The sequence below is a fragment of the Deinococcus koreensis genome, assembly GCF_002901445.1.
Taxonomy (GTDB): domain Bacteria; phylum Deinococcota; class Deinococci; order Deinococcales; family Deinococcaceae; genus Deinococcus; species Deinococcus koreensis.
Genome location: NZ_PPPD01000001.1, coordinates 145,426 through 161,755, shown reverse-complemented (window position 1 = coordinate 161,755; position 16,330 = coordinate 145,426). Strand labels below are relative to the sequence as shown.

The 16,330-nt window shown below is 69.1% G+C and carries 18 protein-coding genes; 12 read left to right on the top strand and 6 right to left on the bottom strand.

The annotated features are described in order from the left end of the window. The first annotated feature begins 85 nt into the window (after positions 1-85). From tsf to CVO96_RS00735, 7 genes are all read left to right on the top strand, one after another. Entirely contained in the window at positions 86-880 is a 795-nt protein-coding gene (tsf, locus tag CVO96_RS00765) for a translation elongation factor Ts (RefSeq protein ID WP_103309247.1), read from the top strand. Positions 881-1,014: 134 nt separating this feature from the next. Further along, a complete protein-coding gene (gene pyrH / locus CVO96_RS00760) occupies positions 1,015-1,722 on the top strand; it encodes a UMP kinase (protein ID WP_103309245.1) in 708 nt (235 codons plus the stop codon). Between the two features lie 70 nt (positions 1,723-1,792). Further along, positions 1,793-2,344 (top strand): ribosome recycling factor, encoded by a 552-nt coding sequence (gene frr, locus CVO96_RS00755; RefSeq protein WP_103309242.1) that lies wholly within the window; start codon positions 1,793-1,795, stop codon positions 2,342-2,344. A 118-nt stretch (positions 2,345-2,462) separates the two neighbouring features. After that, a complete protein-coding gene (locus CVO96_RS00750) occupies positions 2,463-3,296 on the top strand; it encodes a phosphatidate cytidylyltransferase (RefSeq protein WP_103309240.1) in 834 nt (277 codons plus the stop codon). 113 nt (positions 3,297-3,409) lie between these two features. Then, positions 3,410-4,615 (top strand): 1-deoxy-D-xylulose-5-phosphate reductoisomerase, encoded by a 1,206-nt coding sequence (gene dxr, locus CVO96_RS00745; protein WP_103309238.1) that lies wholly within the window; start codon positions 3,410-3,412, stop codon positions 4,613-4,615. After that, positions 4,612-5,730 (top strand): M50 family metallopeptidase, encoded by a 1,119-nt coding sequence (locus CVO96_RS00740; RefSeq protein ID WP_103309236.1) that lies wholly within the window; start codon positions 4,612-4,614, stop codon positions 5,728-5,730. The genes dxr and CVO96_RS00740 overlap by 4 nt, the downstream gene beginning before the upstream one ends. 94 nt (positions 5,731-5,824) lie before the next feature. Next, positions 5,825-6,685 carry a hypothetical protein gene (locus CVO96_RS00735; RefSeq protein WP_103309234.1) on the top strand — a complete coding sequence of 287 codons (861 nt, stop codon included), beginning with the start codon at positions 5,825-5,827 and terminating at the stop codon, positions 6,683-6,685. Positions 6,686-6,853: 168 nt separating this feature from the next. Here the strand turns inward: CVO96_RS00735 and CVO96_RS00730 are convergent, their stop codons facing one another. Next, a complete protein-coding gene (locus CVO96_RS00730) occupies positions 6,854-7,417 on the bottom strand; it encodes a peroxidase-related enzyme (RefSeq protein WP_103313217.1) in 564 nt (187 codons plus the stop codon). Positions 7,418-7,486: 69 nt separating this feature from the next. Between CVO96_RS00730 and CVO96_RS00725 the strand changes: the two genes are divergently transcribed. Then, positions 7,487-8,125: an MBL fold metallo-hydrolase gene (locus CVO96_RS00725; protein WP_103309232.1), complete on the top strand. Its 639-nt coding sequence runs from the start codon at positions 7,487-7,489 to the stop codon at positions 8,123-8,125. Between the two features lie 68 nt (positions 8,126-8,193). Here CVO96_RS00725 and CVO96_RS00720 read toward each other — a convergent pair whose 3' ends face one another. After that, positions 8,194-9,363 (bottom strand): BMP family ABC transporter substrate-binding protein, encoded by a 1,170-nt coding sequence (locus tag CVO96_RS00720; protein ID WP_103309230.1) that lies wholly within the window; start codon positions 9,361-9,363, stop codon positions 8,194-8,196. 171 nt (positions 9,364-9,534) lie between these two features. Between CVO96_RS00720 and msrP the strand changes: the two genes are divergently transcribed. Both msrP and CVO96_RS00710 read left to right on the top strand, forming a co-directional pair. After that, positions 9,535-10,539 carry a protein-methionine-sulfoxide reductase catalytic subunit MsrP gene (gene msrP, locus CVO96_RS00715; RefSeq protein WP_103309228.1) on the top strand — a complete coding sequence of 335 codons (1,005 nt, stop codon included), beginning with the start codon at positions 9,535-9,537 and terminating at the stop codon, positions 10,537-10,539. Continuing rightward, complete coding sequence (locus CVO96_RS00710; protein WP_103309226.1) at positions 10,539-11,246, top strand: protein-methionine-sulfoxide reductase heme-binding subunit MsrQ; 708 nt, start codon at positions 10,539-10,541, stop codon at positions 11,244-11,246. The genes msrP and CVO96_RS00710 overlap by 1 nt, the downstream gene beginning before the upstream one ends. Before the next feature lie 155 nt (positions 11,247-11,401). Here the strand turns inward: CVO96_RS00710 and CVO96_RS00705 are convergent, their stop codons facing one another. Continuing rightward, positions 11,402-11,599: a hypervirulence associated TUDOR domain-containing protein gene (locus CVO96_RS00705; RefSeq protein ID WP_103309223.1), complete on the bottom strand. Its 198-nt coding sequence runs from the start codon at positions 11,597-11,599 to the stop codon at positions 11,402-11,404. Between the two features lie 190 nt (positions 11,600-11,789). Between CVO96_RS00705 and CVO96_RS00700 the strand changes: the two genes are divergently transcribed. Continuing rightward, positions 11,790-12,326: a redoxin domain-containing protein gene (locus tag CVO96_RS00700; RefSeq protein WP_165795160.1), complete on the top strand. Its 537-nt coding sequence runs from the start codon at positions 11,790-11,792 to the stop codon at positions 12,324-12,326. Continuing rightward, complete coding sequence (locus CVO96_RS00695) at positions 12,323-12,751, top strand: hypothetical protein (protein ID WP_103309218.1); 429 nt, start codon at positions 12,323-12,325, stop codon at positions 12,749-12,751. Before CVO96_RS00700 ends, CVO96_RS00695 begins: the two co-directional genes overlap by 4 nt. Positions 12,752-12,758: 7 nt before the next feature. Here the strand turns inward: CVO96_RS00695 and CVO96_RS00690 are convergent, their stop codons facing one another. From CVO96_RS00690 to CVO96_RS00680, 3 genes are read right to left on the bottom strand one after another with little or no spacing between them, the layout of a single operon-like run. Continuing rightward, positions 12,759-13,652, bottom strand: coding sequence for an ABC transporter permease (locus tag CVO96_RS00690; protein WP_103313216.1), 894 nt, complete (start codon positions 13,650-13,652; stop codon positions 12,759-12,761). A gap of 60 nt (positions 13,653-13,712) precedes the next feature. Beyond that, a complete protein-coding gene (locus CVO96_RS00685) occupies positions 13,713-14,765 on the bottom strand; it encodes an ABC transporter permease (RefSeq protein ID WP_103309215.1) in 1,053 nt (350 codons plus the stop codon). Further along, positions 14,765-16,327, bottom strand: a complete 1,563-nt coding sequence (locus CVO96_RS00680) for an ABC transporter ATP-binding protein (RefSeq protein ID WP_103309212.1) — start codon at positions 16,325-16,327, stop codon at positions 14,765-14,767. Before CVO96_RS00680 ends, CVO96_RS00685 begins: the two co-directional genes overlap by 1 nt. Positions 16,328-16,330 lie beyond the last annotated feature (3 nt).

The window sequence follows — 16,330 nt, the reverse complement described above, 5'->3', positions numbered from 1 at the left end:
AAGGGGGCGGCGCTGCGCGGTGAGCGGGCCGCGCCCCCTTTTTTCGGATGGCCCCAGGCCAGGCAGATCACTAGGAGGCAACACCATGATGGAATCGATCAAGAAAGTGCGCGAACTGACCGGCGCGGGCATGATGGACGTCAAGAAGGCCCTGGCCGACGCCGGCAACGACGAGAGCAAGGCCGTGGCCCTGCTGCGTGAGCGCGGCATCGTGAAGGCGGCCAAGAAGGCCGACCGCGAGGCCCGCGAGGGCCTGGTGCGCTTCGTGGTGGACGGCAACCGCGCCGCCATCGTCGAGGTGAACAGCGAGACCGACTTCGTGGCCCGCAACTCCGACTTCCAGGCGCTGGTCGAGAAACTGGCCCAGGCGGCGCTGCAGGCCAAGACCAGCGACGTCGAGGAGTTCCGCAACTTCGCCATGGAAGGCGAGACCGTGGGCACCTTCGTGGCCGCCGCCGCCGGCAAGATCGGCGAGAACCTGGTGCTCAACCGCGTGGCCTACGTGGAAGGCGACACTGTGGCCGGCTACGTCCACTCGAACGGGAAGATCGGCGTGCTGGTCGACCTGGCAGGCGGCGACACCGCCAAGGCCAAGGACGTGGCCCTGCACGTGGCCGCCGAGCGCCCGCAGTTCCTGAGCCGCGACGAGGTGGACAGCGCCGACATCGAGAAAGAGCGCGAGATCCTGACCAACAAGGCGATCAACGAGGGCAAGCCCCAGCAGATCGTGGACAAGATCGTGGAAGGGCAGATCGGCAAGTTCTACCAGGAGAAGGTGCTGCCCGAGCAGGCCTTCGTGAAGGACAACTCGCTGACGGTCGCCAAGTACCTGGGTGACGCGAAAGTACAGAAGTTCATCCGCTTCGAGATCGGCGCGTAAAGGAAGGGGGGCGGCCTGGCCGCCCTTTTTTCAGGCCGCCCCGCTCCCCTGAGCCCAGCGGCTGGTCACGGGCGGCTGGCTTTTTCATGGCCCGCAGGACTTCCTTTCCCGACCGACTCCCAGCGAGGTGTTTCATGTTCAAACGCGTAGTGCTCAAACTCTCCGGTGAGTTCCTGGCGAACGAGAATGGCTTCGGGATCAGCCCGGAGACCTCCCGGCGGCTGGCCGGACTGATCAAGGACGCCCTGGAAGGCACGCAGGTCGAGTTGGCCATCGTGATCGGCGGCGGCAATTTCTGGCGCGGCGAGCGCAACGGCAAGGGCATGGACGCCGCGACGGCGGACTACATCGGGATGCTGGGTACCGTGATGAACGCTATGGCCCTGCAGGACGCCATGGAGTCGGTCGGGCGCCCCACGCGGGTCATGAGTTCGATCCACATGGCGGCCGTGGCCGAGCCGTACATCCGCCGCCGCGCCATGCGCCACCTGGAAAAAGGCCGCGTGGTCATCTTCGGCGGCGGCAACGGGGCGCCCTTCTTCACCACCGACACCACCAGCACCCTGCGCGCCATGGAAATCGGGGCGGACGTCGTGCTGATGGCCAAGAACAAGGTGGACGGCGTGTACGACTCGGATCCGCGCAAGAACCCAGACGCCACGCGCTTCGACGCCCTGACCCACCAGGACGTGGTCGATCAGCGCCTGGAGGTCATGGACGCCACCGCCCTGACCCTGTGCATGGACAAGAATCTGCCCATCGTGGTGTTCGACATCTTCCAGGACGGCAACCTGCGGCGCCTGTTCGCGGGCGAGCGGGTCGGCACCCTGATCCAGAGCTGAGGCCTGCCCCGCCCCCGCGCTACAATCCGTCAAGCTCTCATCCCCGTTCCTCAGAGAAGGAGGCCAGCGTATGGCTGACATGAAATCCATTCAGGCCGAAACCCGCGAGAAGATGGGCAAGGCCATCGAGTCGCTGGACAGCAACCTGGGCATCCTGCGAACCGGCCGGGCCAACCCCGGCATCCTGAAAAAGATCGTCATCGAGTACTACGGCACGACCACGCCGCTCGACCAGGTGGCGAGCGTGACCACCCCCGACGCGCGCACGCTGGTCATCACGCCGTGGGATCGGGCGGCGCTCAACCCCATCGAGAAGGCGATCCGCGACTCCGACCTGGGGCTCAACCCGAACAACAAGGGCGACACCATCTTCATCACGGTGCCCATGCTGACCGAGGAGCGCCGCAGGGAAATGGTGAAGAACGCCAAGGGCTACGCCGAGGACGCCCGGATCGCCGTGCGCAACCTCCGCAAGCACGCCCTGGACGAAGTGAAAAAGATTGAGGGCCTGGGCGACGACGAGATCAAGCGCGGCGAGGCCGAGGTGCAGAAGATCACCGACGAGTTCATCGTGAAGGTCGATGCGGTGCTGCACAAGAAGGAGCAGGAAATCCTCGGGTGAGGGCACCTTCGGCGTCTGGATCGTGGAACGCGGCGGGCGGGCTCAGGCCCCGGCTGGCGTTCCACGCGCCGTTTGGGCTCACGCGGCCAGGGCCGGGGCCGCGAGGCCAGGAGCGGGCATGGAGACCCTGAGCACCCGTGTCCTGACCTCGGTTGTCGGATTCGCGATCATCAGCCTGATCGTGTGGATCGGGGCCTACGCCATGCTGCCGGCCCTGGTGGTCGTGTCGGTCATGGGCCTGTACGAGTACATCCGCATGCTCGACCGCAACGACATCGACGTGCGGCGCATCTCGCTGGCGGTCTTCGGCACGGCGATCATCGTGGCCAGCCTGCCCGCCTTCCAGGCCACCTCGCCCTGGGAAGGCGGCTCGTGGCGCGAGGCGGCCCTGACGGTCGCCCTGGGCTACCTGCTGGTCATGGAGGTCATGCGCCCCGGCGAGCGCCCGCTGGAGCGCATCGTGTACTCGATGTTCGGCCTGCTGTACATTCCCTGGCTGCTGGGCTATTTCCTGCTGCTGCGCTACAGCCCGGACGCCGGCAGCGGGGTGCTGTACTTCGCGCTGCCGCTGCTGGCGACCTTCGCGGCCGATATCGGGGGCTTTTTCGGCGGACATTATTTCGGCCGGCGCAAGCTGGCCCCCGAGGTCAGCCCCGGCAAGACCGTGGAGGGCGCAATCGGCGGGCTGGTGTTCAGCTTCCTGGTCGTGCTGGTGCTCAGCAGCCTGACCGAACTGTGGTCGCCGCTGGAGAGCCTGCTGTACTCGATCCTGGTCGCCAGCGCCTCGCAGCTGGGCGACCTCTCCGAGAGCCTGATCAAACGCGCCCTGAAGACCAAGGACTCGGGCAGCAGCCTGCCGGGCCACGGCGGCTTCCTCGACCGGCTCGACTCGCTGCTCTTCGCGGTGCCCGCCACCTACCTGTTCCTGCACATCAGCGTGTTCACCCGCTGATGTGCCCGCTGGTGTGCCGGCTGATGTGACTGGTGTGCCCGGTGATGTGAACAGTGCCCGGCCGAGCGCCTTCGCACACTCTTCCCGCCCCCGATGCGCCATGCTTGGACACGATGAATCCGAGTGTGGTGAAACCGAGTGGGTTACGGCTGACGGTACTGGGCAGCACCGGCAGTATCGGCAAGCAGGCGCTGGACGTGGCCCGAGAGCGTGGCTACGTGGTCGGCGTGCTGGCGGCTGGACGCAATCTGGACGTGCTGGAAGCCCAGGTGCGCGAATTCCGCCCGGCGCTGGTCAGCGTGGACGAGGCGGTGTATGCCCAGGCGCGGGGGCGCTTCGCAGGGGCAGGGCTGGGCGGGGTGGAGCTGATCGCGGACGCCTCGGAGGCCGCCGCGCGCCCCGCCGACGTGGTCGTGAACGCCATGAGCGGCCTGATCGGGTTGGCCCCCACCCGAGCGGCCTTGCTGGCCGGTCAGGCGGTGGCGCTGGCGACCAAGGAGGCGATGGTCACGGCGGCGCACCTGATGTGGGAGGCGGCGGCGCAGGGCGGCGGGCGGGTCGTGCCGGTCGATTCCGAGCACACCGGGGTCTACCAGTGCCTGGGCGGTGAGGACATCGCCGACGTGGCCGAGGTGATCCTCACGGCGTCTGGCGGTCCCTTCCGAGACGGCCCCGCCGACCTGCGGGGCGTGACCCCCGAGCAGGCGCTCAGGCATCCCTCCTGGAGCATGGGGCCCAAGGTCACCATCGACTCCTCCACGCTGATGAACAAGGGGCTGGAGGTCATGGAGTGCGCCTCCCTGTACGGCCTGCCGATGTCACAGGTGGGCGTGGTCGTGCATCCGCAGAGCCTGGTGCATGCGGCGGTGCGCTTCCGCGACGGCAGCCTGAAGGCGCAGTTCGGCCCGACCGACATGCGCCTGCCCATCGCCTTCGCCATCGACGCGGCGCCCACCGGCATGACCCGCCCCGGCGACGTGCGTGGCGCCCGGCGGGGGGGCGAGGTCGGCACGCACCTGTCGTGGCCCCTGCGCGGCAGCTGGGAGTTCCGCGAGCCCGACTTCGGCCGCTTCCCCTGCCTGGGGCTGGCCTACCGCGCGGGCGAGGAGGGCGGCCTGAAGCCCGTCGCCCTGAACGCGGCCGACGAGATCGCCGTGGAGGCCTTCCTGGCCGGGCGGATCGGGTATCTCGACATCCCGCGGCTGATCGAGCAGGTGCTGGACGAGACGCCGGCCGGCGAGCTGAGCTGGGACGCGCTGCAGGGCACCGACCTGTGGGCGCGCTCACGGGCACGCGAACTCGCCCAGGTGCGCGCATGAGCCTGTTCCAGAGCCTCGCGGCCGTGCTGACCCCCGCCGGCCTGCTGTGGACCGTGGTCATCATCGGGATCGCCACGTTCCTGCACGAGCTGGCGCACTATGCCCTGGCGCGCACGCAGGGAGTGGCGGTCAAGTCCTTCTCCGTGGGCATGGGGCCGGTCGTCTTCCGGCGGCCCTGGCGGGGCACCGAATGGCGCCTAAGCCTGCTGCCCATCGGCGGCTACGTGGAGATCGACGGCATGGCCCTGGAGCCCGGCGACGACGGCACCCCCCACCAGCCGGTGCGGGGCTTCGCTGCCCTGCCTGCCTGGGGCAAGATCGCCGTGCTGCTCGCCGGGCCATTGATGAATCTGGTCGTCGCCATCGGCCTGATGACCCTGTCGTTTTCCACGCAGGGGGTGCCGGCTCCCGACCGGGTGAGGATCGAGTCGGTGGTGGCGAATTCCGCCGCCCAGCGCCTGGGCCTGCGGGGCGGTGACGTGATCACGGCCATCGACGGGCGCGACATCCCCGAGTCCCTGGTCGTCCAGGGCCGCACGGTGGCCGGCTGGGAGGCCGTGCGCGACACCCTGACCCGCGCCGGCCGCCACCGCTTCACGGTCGAGCGTGCGGGCGCCACGCGGCAGGTGGCCTTCGACTGGCAACCCACGCTGAACGGCCAGCGCCAGCTCCTGGGCATCCGCTACGGCCCGGACGTGCGCCCGGCCACGCTGCCGGTCGCCTTCGCCACCTCCTGGCAGGTCACGGCCGAGGCGGTGCCGCAGGTGCTGCGCTCCTTCGCCGGGCTCTTCCAGCGTTTCCTAACCCTGGACCTCTCGCGCGACGAGAATGTCAGCGGCCCCATCGGCACCGCCGAGATCGTCAGCCGGGCGGCGGCGCTGAGCCCCTGGGCGCTGGTGCAGGTCGCCATCCTGCTCAACCTCTCGCTGGCCTTCTTCAACCTGATCCCCATTCCGGGGCTCGACGGCGGGCGCATCCTGCTGGTGCTGATCGGGGCGCTGCGCGGCCGCCCGCTGAGCTTCTCGCAGGAGCAGGCCATCAATCTGGCCGGCTTCGCCTTCGTGATGCTGTTGATGGTCTTCGTGGTCGTGCGCGACGTGAGCCGCTTCTTTTAGCCGGGTTGAGGGCAGGCCGGCTCCACCCGTCCGGGGGAGGCTCAGCTGTGGTGTGGTGAAACCGGGCGCTCAGTCGTGTTAGAACGCTGGGCAGATGTCTTCCTCGAAAACCCTGCTGGCCCTCCTTCTTCCCTCCACCCTGGCCCTGAGCGGCCACGCCCACGCCGTAGACGCGAAACTGGGGCTGAACAGCAGCCTGAGCCTGGGATGTCAGGTCGCGGGCGTCCGCGCAGGCATCCAGGCCGATAAGGTCGGGGCCTACGCCCAGGCCGCCTACTGCACCAGCAATCTAGAAGGCCGCTCCGGCACGGTGGCCTTCGGGGCCGGCCTGAGCTACGACCTGTTCCGCGCCGGGAACGTGACCACCTACGCCCTGATCGGCGCCGACCTGCAGAACAAGTCCAGCGTGCTGCACGGTGGCCTGGGCGCCCGCTACGGGATCGCGCTGCTGCCGGTCGAGGCCTACCTCGAAGCGGGCGTCCAGCGCATCAATACCGTGCTGCAGCCCGTCTATGGCCCGCGCCTGGCCCTGGGCCTGAGCTACCGCATCAACGTGGACAACGTGAAGCTCCAGGGCTCGATCCCCGCGCCCCTGACCCTCGACGACGGCACCGGCAACACCACGACCTACGCGGGCTCGGCTCCGGCCGAATGCAAACTGACGGCCGAACAGGACATTGGCTCGGCCCGTGGCGCGGCATCGGCGGCCGCCGACGAGGGGCTGTCGGCGGCGGCCAGTGCCTATGGTTCGGTCTACAGCAACGTGGGCTACAGCATCTCGGTCGCAGGCGTGGGCATCAACGGCAACTCGGCTCAGGTCAGCGGCTCGGTGAGGATCACCGCCACCAAGACCGCCACCGGGGAAAAGGTCAGCGGCACCTATGGGGGCACGGTGAATCTGGTGCGCGAAGGCTGTGGCTGGCGGGCGACCGGCTACAAGCGCGGCGGGGAATAAAGCCCGGTCTCACAGCGGTATTCCGTTCCGCCTCCGGGTGAACTGCCCCCCCTTGGGCTCCACGTAGGCCGCTGTGGGCCTCAGTCACTCGCTCTCTTCGAGCTGTCCCAGTCCGCTCGCCCCAGATCCATTGAAGGTGCACACCTTCAACTGATCTGGTGACCGCTATCAGCGGCTCTGGGTGTGGTATTCGGCGTTGGGCACGAAGCCCAGGGCGCTGCTCACCCGGTTGGTCAGGTTGAACATGCCCACGACCTGCACGAGTTCCAGAATCTGGGCGTCGTCCAGATCTGCTGCGCGCAGGGGCTCCAGATCGGCCCCTGTCATCTCGGCCGGGCGCAGGGTCAGTTTCTCGGCGTAGGCGCACATGGCCTCCTCGCGCGGGCCCAGGCGGGCGTGGCGCCAGTTCACCGCGATGGTGTCGGCCTGCACCGGGTTGCCGCTGTAGTGCCGCAGCGCCGCGCCATGCGAGACCTCGCAGTACACGCAGCGGTTCGCACCGCTGACGACCACCGCCAGCATCTCGCGCTCGGCGTTGCTGAGCGTGCCCTCCTTGTTGACCAGCAGGTTGAAGTAGTTCCACCACGCCAGGAACTGCTCGCCGTTCAGGGCCTGCGCCCGGAACACGTTGGGCACGAAGCCCATGTTCGCCTCGGCCTTGGCCCAGAGTTTTTTCACGCCTTCGTGCGCGGTTTCAGGGGTCGGCACGGCCAGCCAGGAGATCTGATTCATGGTGGGCGCAGTGTAGAACACCGGCGGAAAGGCAAAGGCTCCACACGGCGTCTGGACAGCGCCCGTGCCATGATCAGCGCCGTGAACGTGTCGGTGCAGCGGCTCTACGCCAACGTCTACCTGCTGAGTACGCCGCAGGGCCGGCTGGTGGTCGATGCCGGGGCGCTGCCCTACGCTGCGCGGTACGCGGGGGTGCTGCGCGCCTTCCGGCCGGACGCCGTGCTGCTGACCCACGCCCATGTCGATCACGCGGGCGGCGCCTGGGTCGCGGCCCGCCTGGGCGTGCCCGTGCTGGCGCACCCGCTGGAGCGTCCAGGGCTGACGGGAGCGGTACACGACCTGCCCTATCCGGCGGGACGGCCGGCGCTGGGCCGTCTGATCTCGCAGGCGCACCGGAAGCTCGGAGCCCACCAGCTCACCGACATCCACCCGGGCGAGGCTCTGGCCGGCTGGCAGGTCGTCCATCTGCCCGGCCACACGGCGGGCCAGATCGGCGTGTTCCGGGACGGCGTGCTGGTCGCCGGAGACGCCGTGGTGGGCGGCCCGGACGGCGCCCACCTTCCCAGAGCCGCCTACAACGCCGACCACGCCCAGGCCCTGCGGACCCTCCGGCGGATGGCCGCCATGGATCTGCGCGCTGTCCTCCCCGGCCACGGCGCAGCCCTGACCCCTGGGCAGGTGCGGGCGCGGGCAGTGCGGGACGACTAGGTGTAGAAGGCCAATGGCAGATGGCAGATGGCTTGAAAATCTCGAGCCATCTGCCATCTGCCTTCCGCTTACTTCTTGGGTTCGTCCGCCACCTGGCCGACCACGCCCTGGGCGACCCAGGCCATGTTGTTCAGGTCGGCCACCGAGGCCACCTTGCCGGCGGGCACGCGCAGGATGCCGTTGCGATCCTTGATCGGGCCGGCATAGGGGTCGAACTTGCCGCCCGACTCCATCTCGGCCTTGAGCTGCATGACACGGTCGTAGACGCTGACCTGTTTGCCGGCCACGGTGACCATCTTGGCCTTGAGCGCGGGCACCCACTTGGGATTGACCGCCATGCCGTCCTGGGCGCCCAGTTCCACCGAGCCGCCGCGCAGCAGGTTCCAGTAGTCCACCTTGTCCAGATTCCTGGTGGTGAAGGTCTTGTTCCGCACCTTGGTCAGGAAGTCGATGTAGATCTTCTCCCAGTGGACGAGCTGGCCGCTGACCACGTAGTCGGGGGCGAACTTGTACATGGGTGAGTAGTGCGCGAACGAGGGCACCTTGCGGCTGGCGGCCGTCTGTACCACGGTCGCGGTGTCCTCGGTGAAGGCCAGCGCGCCGTTGCCCTCGCTGATCAGGGCCTCTGCGGCCTCGCGGGCCTTGTTGGGATCGAACCAGGCGTTGATCCACTTGACGTTCACGGTCGCCTTGGGGTTCACGGCGCGGGCGCCCAGCGCGAAGGCGGAGATGTGCCGCTTGAGTTCCGGCACCGGGAAGGCGGCGACGTACCCCAGCTTGTCGGTCTTGCTCACGGCGGCGGCCATCATGCCGTTCAGGTAGTAGATCTGGTAGAAGTCGGCCATGTAGGTGCCCATGTTGGGAGCGCGCTTGAAGCCCGACGCGTGCATGAACATCACGTTCGGGTACTTCTTGGCGGCCTCCAGCGTCTGATCCATGAAGCCGAAGGAGGTGGTGAAGATAACCTTGCAGTTGTCCTTCACCAGCCGGTCGATGACGGGCGTGGCCTGGCCCTCGGGCACGCTCTCCACGTACTTGGTCTCCAGCCAGGGCAGCGCCTTCTCGGTCTTCTTGCGCGCCTCGTCGTGGGCGTAACTCCAGCCGATGTCGCCCACCGGGCCGACGTAGATGAAACAGGCCTTGAGTTTGGCCTCGGTCTGGGCCTGGGCGTCGGGCGAACCGGCGGTCGAGAGCAGGGCGAGACTGAGGGGCAGGGCCGTGAGCAGGGTTTTCTTCATGGAGCCTCCGGGGGAGAATGGAACTGCTGTCCATTGTGGCGTCCGGAAGGGCTGGGGGGAAGGGCAACGGAAGCGGCCGGGCGGGAGCCGGATCGGGATTCGGTAGGTGGGCCGACGGTCGATTGATCCAAACCGCGCCAGACTCCGTATCACTGCTTGAGGAGGTTCTCCATGTCCAGTCCCAACGATCAGCGCAGCGGTGCCGAGGTGCCGGAAACGACCACCCCACCCGCCCCCAATACCCGCCGGGAGTTCATCCGCAGCGCTGGCCTGTTCACGGCCACCGTGGCCGGCCTGGGCGGCGGTCTGGAACTGCTGACCCGCCGCCCCGGTGCGGGCAGTCCTGGAGTGGGCGGAGCCGAGGCGCAGGGCGCCGACGCCTTCACCCTGCCGAACCGGCCGCTCGGGCCCTATGACACCAACGAGAAGGTCACGCCCTGGGCGCAGTCCACGACCTACAACAACTTCTACGAGTTCGGCACCGACAAGGGCGACCCCGCCCGCCTGGCCGCCAGCCTCAAGCCCCGCCCCTGGACGGTGAAGATCGACGGCGAGGTGCGTAAACCCCAGACGGTCGACATCGATACCCTGCAGTCCTGGTTCCCGCTGGAAGACCGCATCTACCGGATGCGCTGCGTGGAGGGCTGGAGCATGGTGATGCCCTGGCTGGGCTTCCCGCTGGGCGCCCTGATCCGCCGCCTGGAGCCGACGGGCAAGGCGAAATACGTCCAGTTCACGGCGCTCTACGACCCCAAGCAGTTCCCGGGGCAGCGTGGCCGGGTGCTCGACTGGCCCTACGTGGAGGGCCTGCGGCTGGACGAGGCGCTGCACCCGCTGGCCTTCATGGCGGTCGGCCTGCACGGGCGCGTGCTGCCCGGCCAGAACGGGGCGCCGCTGCGCCTGGTGGTGCCCTGGAAGTACGGCTTCAAGGGGATCAAGAGCATCGTGAGGATCACCCTGACCGCCGAGCAGCCCAAGACCACCTGGGCACTGGCCGCCCCCGACGAGTATGGCTTCTACGCCAACGTGAACCCCGCCGTGCCCCACCCCCGCTGGAGCCAGGCCACCGAGCGCCGGATCGGGGAGCTGGGCCGCCGCAAGACCCTGCCCTTCAACGGCTACGCCGAGCAGGTCGCGGGGCTGTACAGGGGGATGGATCTCAGGAAGTTCTACTGATGGAGCGTCCGGCAGGCACGGCGCGGCGCGCGGCCCCGGCGGCGCAGCCACGTCCGGTCGCCCGGCCCCTGGGCTGGCTGGTGCCGGCCGTCACGGTGGGCGGCCTCGTACCGGCGGTCGTCCTCGTGATGGACGCCCTGAGCGGCGCACTGGGCGCCAATCCCATCCAGCGGGCCACCCTGCAGACCGGGCTGCTGACCCTGGCCCTGCTGGTGCTCTCGCTGGCCTGCACGCCCGCGCGGCTCCTCAGCGCCCGCCTGAGCCCATCGGGCCGGGGTTGGACGTGGCCCGCCCGGATCCGCAGGACGCTGGGCCTGCTGGCCTTCGGCTACGGCGTGCTGCACTTCCTGATCTACCTGTTCGACCACGGCTTCACCCTGAGCGCGATGGCCGAGGATGTGGTCAAGCGGCCCTTCGTGACCGCCGGCTTCACGGCGCTGCTGCTGCTGGTGCCGCTGGCCCTGACCAGCACGTCGGCTGCCGTGAAACGCCTGGGCTTCGCGCGCTGGACGCGGCTTCACCAGCTCGCCTACGCGGCGGTGAGCCTGGGCGTGCTGCACTACTACTGGGGCGTGAAGAAGGATCACACGCCGCCGCTGGTCGTGGCGGCCATCGTCGCCGCGCTCTTCCTGGTGCGGTATCTGATGCGGAAGCCGGCTCGTACTGGTCGGCAGGGGAGAAGGGCGTCGGGGCCGACCACTCCCTGAAGAGCGTCTGCAACGCTTTCAGCCTGACTGCGAGTTCGCTGGTCAGGCTGATCTCATGTGCCCGAAGATTGCGGCCGGGTCGACTGCCCAGCTCTCGACGCTGCGAAGTGAACTCATCAGCGCCGTTCAGGATGACCCGTCGGCTGGTGGGCGCGTCAGATCTTGCTCAACGCGTCTTCCGTGTGCGCGGTCTTCTTGCCGTCCACCTCCACGATGTACCGGGGATCGTCCTTCGTGGCCCTGTAGTGAAACCCGCTCACCTCGCCGTCCTCGTGGGCGATCTTCACGACCTTGCCCTCGGCGTGAGAGCCGTGGCTGTTCCAGCGCACCTTATCTCCGACCTTGATCGTCATCTCGCCTCCTGGGGCCGCCATCCGGCCTGTTCGCAGAGCTTAGGCGGAGGATCGGGCGTGGCGGCTTTGAGAGCGCTTGTGCCGGTCTTTATCGAGCGAGTCCGCGTGTGTCCATTGAACCTGGGGAGGGTCGCTTCCGTATCTCCGACGAATCCCCATGAGCCTGACGGCCCTGGGACGGAGGTGCCCTATGACCCGCCTGCCCCTGCTGTGCGCCCTGCTGCTCCTGCCCGCCCAGGCGGTGGGCGTGAACCAGACGCCCCCGGAACTGCGGGGCACGTCCTGGCTCAACACAGCCAGCCCGGCCACCCTGAGCCCGGACGCCGCGCCGCTCGCCAGCCTGCGGGGCCGGGTCGTGATCGTGAACTTCTGGGTCTACTCGTGCATCAACTGCCACAACAGCCTGCCTACCCTCAAGGGCTGGTACGGCCGATACCGGGATCAGGGGCTGGAGATCATCGGTGTCCATACGCCGGAATTCGAGTCTGATAAGCCGCTGGCCAATGTACGGGCGTCGCTGAAAGACGACGGCGTGAGCTGGCCCGTCGTGCAGGACAACGACTCCTTCAACTGGCGGGCGTGGAGCAACTCGTCCTGGCCGACCTTCTACCTGCTCGACCGACGGGGCCGGCTGCGGGCCGTGCATGTCGGAGAGATCAGTTCCCGCTTCCCCCACGCCATTCCCGGCCTGGAGGCGACCATCCAGAGGCTGCTGGTCGAGAAATGAAGCGGGAAACAACGTCTGTCCTGGCCGGACTGATCACTGTGCTGGCTGTGGTGGACGCCTCGGCATTACTCCCCTCGACGACAGCGTCCACCTCGCTCCTGATCCGCTTCACCACCCCGCCGGGCATCGGCTTCAACCGCCGTGGGGCCTCCACCCTGAGCGTCGTGGCCGCCGGTTCCCGCCAGTCCTTCGTGCTGCGGGGCATTCCCGATCCCGCCGATCCCGTCAATACCCTTCTCCGCCTCGACGATCTCCGGATTCCGCTGCCCCAGACCCGGGGAGGCCGGATCACCCTGAAAGCCACCTTCTTCCTGTGCGACCGGGTGAACGGCGTCTGCACGGTGCAGGAGAAGGAGCGGGTGGTCACAGTGATCGAGGGTCAGACCAAAACGGTGAACTGGTCGGTGGGCCGACCCAGCCGTTGATCGGTTCTCAACGTTCTCCGCGCACGTACGCCCGGCCCAGCGCCGCCGGGGCGTCTCCCGCCTGCCCGCGCCGCCCGGCCAGTGCCAGCACGACCAGCACGAGCACGAAGGGCATGGCGCTGAACACCTCGGTGGGCACCGGACTGTTGCCCTGCAGGCGGAACTGCAGGTAATACAGGAAGCCGAAGAACAGCGCCCCGGCGATGGCCCGCAGCGGTCGCCAGCCGACGAAGATGACCAGCGCCACCGCGATCCAGCCCAGCCCCGCCGTCATGTTGTCGGCCCAGGAGGCGCGGTAGGACAGCGCCAGGAACGCTCCCGCCAGCCCGGACAGGGCGCCCCCCGCCAGCACCGCCAGGGTGCGAACCAGCCCCACGTTCACGCCCAGGACGTCGGCTGCCGCCGGGTTCTCGCCCACCGAGCGCAGGGTCAGGCCCCAGCGGGTGGCGTTCAGGTAAAAGGCCAGGGCGCCCGCCAGGAGCAGCGCTGCCACGGTGAAGGGGCTGACCACGAAACCGCCCAGGTTCCAGTCCTGAACCTTGTTGAACAGCGGCAGGCCCTCGAACTTCTTGCCCAGCAGCCCCGCCGCGCCCGTGCCCAGCAGCGCCAGCGCCAGCCCGCTCACGAACTGGTTGGCCCGCAGCGTGACCGTCGCCAGCGCGTGCAGCCACGACAGCGCCGCTCCCGCCAGCATCGCCGCGCCCACGGCCGCCCACAGGCTCGCGTCCGGCGAGGCCGAGGCCACCGCGAAGGCCGCCAGCGCCCCCACCGCCATCATGCCCTCGACCCCCAGGTTCACGACCCCAGCGCGCTCGTTCAGGATCGCCCCCAGGCACGCCAGCAGCAGCGGCGTCCCCACCGCCAGCGCCCGTACCAGCGCCTCCACGACCACGTTATCCATGTCGCCGCTCCTCTTGCCCTCGGCCATCTGCCATCTGCCTTCTGCCTTCTGCCATTCCCATCATTTCCCCCACGCCACGCGGTTGCGCACAAAGACCTCCGAGGCGATCAGGCACAGCAGGATCACGCCGGAGAACACATCCACCACCCGGAAGGGCATGTTCAGGTCGATCTTCAGCAGGTCGCCGCCCGCCAGGATGATGCCCATCAGGGGCGCGGTGATCAGGCACAGGGCCGGGTGGCCGCGCGCCAGCCAGGCCACGATCACGGCCGTGAAACCGTAGCCCAGGCTGAGCTGCCCCGCCTCCAGCAGCCGGTGGTGGATGCCCGCGACCTCGCCCGCGCCGGCCAGCCCGGCCGCGCCGCCGGTGATCAGCGCGACCGTGGTGGCGATCCCAGGGGCGTTCAGGCCGGCGTAGCGCGCGGCGCCCGGATTCTCCCCGACCACCCGCAGGGCGTAGCCGAAGGTGGAACGGCCCAGCACCCACTGCAGGCCCAGCGCCACCACCACGCCCAGCAGCAGCGTGGGCCAGTGCACCTGGGTGCCCGGCAGGGTCGACAGGTAGGCGGCGTCCGGAATGGTGTCGGTGTAGATGTAGCCGCGCACGTCCTTGCCCTTCCAGGGGCCGGCGATGAGGTAGGTCACCAGCGCCACCGCGATGTAGTTGAGCATCAGCGTGGACAGGATCTCGTTCACGTTCAGCCGCCGCAGCCACGCCGCGACGCCCGCCCACAGGCCGCCGCCCAGGGCGCCCATAACGAACATGGCGGGAAGGATCAGGAACCCGGGCAGCGGCACGAACAGCCCCGTACCCGCCGCGAACACCGCGCCCAGCAGCAGTTGCCCCTCGGCGCCGATGTTGAAGAACTGTGCCCGGAAGGCCAGCGCCAGCCCCGCGCCGATCAGCAGCAGCGGGATGGTGCGCCGCCCGACCTCGGCCAGACCGGTCGGGTCGCCCAGGGTGCCGCGCAGCATGGTGCCGTAGACCGTGCCCGGCGAGACGCCGTAGAACACGAAGACCAGCGCGCACAGCGCCAGCGCGAGGGCCACCGCGATCAGCGTGACCACCACTGCCCGCGCCGCCGAAGGAACGGCCAGGGGCATCAGCCGCATCACGCCAGTCCCCCGGCGACGACTCCCTGATCCGCGCCCGGCAGGCTGTGGGGGTGCGCGCCGCCCATCAGCAGGCCCAGCGACTCGCGCGTGACCTCGCCCACCGGGAACGGCCCCAGCAGCGAGCCCCCGACCATCACGCCGATCCGGTCGGACAGGCTGAGCAGCTCATCGAGATCCTCGCTGACCAGCAGCACGCCCGCGCCCGCCGTGGTGCGCTCCAGCAGGACGCGGTGCACCTGATCGGTCGCGCCGATGTCCAGCCCGTAGGTGGGGTGAACCGCCAGGATCAGCTTCGGCTCGCCGGCCAGTTCGCGCGCCAGGATCAGCTTCTGGATGTTGCCGCCACTGAGCAGCCGGCTGGGCGTGTGGATGCCCGGCGTGGAGACGGCGTACGCCTCGACCTCGCGCCGCGCCAGCTCATCGGTGCGCTTCAGGTCGCGGCTCAAGCCGCGGGCCAGTGGGGGCCGGTCGTAGCCCCGCAGGGCCACGTTCTCGGCCACCGTCATGGAGGGGACGGTGCCCGAGTGGATGCGGTCTTCGGGAATGTGCGCCACGCCCGCACGGAAGCGTTCCTGCGCGCCGCCCGAGAGGGGCCGCCCGTCCAGCGTCACCTCGCCCGTGGCCCCATGCAGCCCGGCCAGCACCTCGACGAGTTCGCTCTGCCCGTTGCCGGCGATGCCCGCCACGCCCAGCACCTCGCCGCGCCCCAGCTCGAAGCTCACGCCGCGCAGGGCCGGCAGGCCGCGCGAACCGCTGGCCTGCAGCCCGTGCACCTGCAGCAGCACGTCGCCCGTCCCCGGTGCCCCACGCTTGCGGGTGAAGTCCACCGAGCGCCCCACCATCAGCTCGGCCAGCGACTCGCGGGTCGCGCCCAGCGTGGGCACCTCGCCCACGACCTTACCGCGCCGCAGCACGGTCACGCGGTCGGCCACAGCCAGCACCTCGTCCAGTTTGTGCGAGATGAAGATCAGGGAGCGGCCGTCCGCGCGCAGATCGCGCATCACGCGGAACAGGCTCCCCGCCTCCTGCGGGGTCAATACCGAGGTCGGTTCGTCCAGAATGAGCACCTGTGCGCCGCCCAGCAGGGCCCGGATGATCTCCACGCGCTGCTTCTCGCCGGGCGAGAGGTCGGAGACCCGTGCCGACGCGTCGACCTCCAGCCCGTACTGCTGAGACAGCTCGCGGATGCGCGCGGTGACGCCGCGGGCCGGGAAGAGGCCCGATCCGAAGCCCAGGGCCAGGTTCTCCGCGACCGTGTGCCGCGAGACCAGCAGCGGGTGCTGCGGCACCAGCCCGATGCCGAGGGTGCGCGCCTGCGCCGGGCTGCCGATCCGCACCGGTCGCCCGGCCAGTTCGACCGTGCCCTCGTCGGGCTGGTAGAGGCCGTACAGGATGGAGATCAGGGTGCTCTTGCCCGCGCCGTTCTCTCCCAGCAGGGCCAGCACCTCGCCGCGCCCCACGCTCAGGTCGACGCGGTCGTTCGCCACGACGCCCGGAAAGCGCTTGGTGATGCCCCGCAGATGCAGGGCCGGAGGAGGGGCTGATGGTGGCGGAATCATGGG

What these genes read in the sequence shown, in the direction of transcription:
- tsf (WP_103309247.1), top strand. Translation starts at nt 86, where the DNA reads ATGATGGAATCGATCAAGAAAGTGCGCGAACTGACCGGCGCGGGCATG.
- pyrH (WP_103309245.1), top strand. Translation starts at nt 1,015, where the DNA reads ATGTTCAAACGCGTAGTGCTCAAACTCTCCGGTGAGTTCCTGGCGAAC.
- frr (WP_103309242.1), top strand. Translation starts at nt 1,793, where the DNA reads ATGGCTGACATGAAATCCATTCAGGCCGAAACCCGCGAGAAGATGGGC.
- CVO96_RS00750 (WP_103309240.1), top strand. Translation starts at nt 2,463, where the DNA reads ATGGAGACCCTGAGCACCCGTGTCCTGACCTCGGTTGTCGGATTCGCG.
- dxr (WP_103309238.1), top strand. Translation starts at nt 3,410, where the DNA reads ATGAATCCGAGTGTGGTGAAACCGAGTGGGTTACGGCTGACGGTACTG.
- CVO96_RS00740 (WP_103309236.1), top strand. Translation starts at nt 4,612, where the DNA reads ATGAGCCTGTTCCAGAGCCTCGCGGCCGTGCTGACCCCCGCCGGCCTG.
- CVO96_RS00735 (WP_103309234.1), top strand. Translation starts at nt 5,825, where the DNA reads ATGTCTTCCTCGAAAACCCTGCTGGCCCTCCTTCTTCCCTCCACCCTG.
- CVO96_RS00730 (WP_103313217.1), bottom strand. Translation starts at nt 7,417, where the DNA reads ATGAATCAGATCTCCTGGCTGGCCGTGCCGACCCCTGAAACCGCGCAC.
- CVO96_RS00725 (WP_103309232.1), top strand. Translation starts at nt 7,487, where the DNA reads ATGATCAGCGCCGTGAACGTGTCGGTGCAGCGGCTCTACGCCAACGTC.
- CVO96_RS00720 (WP_103309230.1), bottom strand. Translation starts at nt 9,363, where the DNA reads ATGAAGAAAACCCTGCTCACGGCCCTGCCCCTCAGTCTCGCCCTGCTC.
- msrP (WP_103309228.1), top strand. Translation starts at nt 9,535, where the DNA reads ATGTCCAGTCCCAACGATCAGCGCAGCGGTGCCGAGGTGCCGGAAACG.
- CVO96_RS00710 (WP_103309226.1), top strand. Translation starts at nt 10,539, where the DNA reads ATGGAGCGTCCGGCAGGCACGGCGCGGCGCGCGGCCCCGGCGGCGCAG.
- CVO96_RS00705 (WP_103309223.1), bottom strand. Translation starts at nt 11,599, where the DNA reads ATGACGATCAAGGTCGGAGATAAGGTGCGCTGGAACAGCCACGGCTCT.
- CVO96_RS00700 (WP_165795160.1), top strand. Translation starts at nt 11,790, where the DNA reads ATGACCCGCCTGCCCCTGCTGTGCGCCCTGCTGCTCCTGCCCGCCCAG.
- CVO96_RS00695 (WP_103309218.1), top strand. Translation starts at nt 12,323, where the DNA reads ATGAAGCGGGAAACAACGTCTGTCCTGGCCGGACTGATCACTGTGCTG.
- CVO96_RS00690 (WP_103313216.1), bottom strand. Translation starts at nt 13,652, where the DNA reads ATGGATAACGTGGTCGTGGAGGCGCTGGTACGGGCGCTGGCGGTGGGG.
- CVO96_RS00685 (WP_103309215.1), bottom strand. Translation starts at nt 14,765, where the DNA reads ATGCGGCTGATGCCCCTGGCCGTTCCTTCGGCGGCGCGGGCAGTGGTG.
- CVO96_RS00680 (WP_103309212.1), bottom strand. Translation starts at nt 16,327, where the DNA reads ATGATTCCGCCACCATCAGCCCCTCCTCCGGCCCTGCATCTGCGGGGC.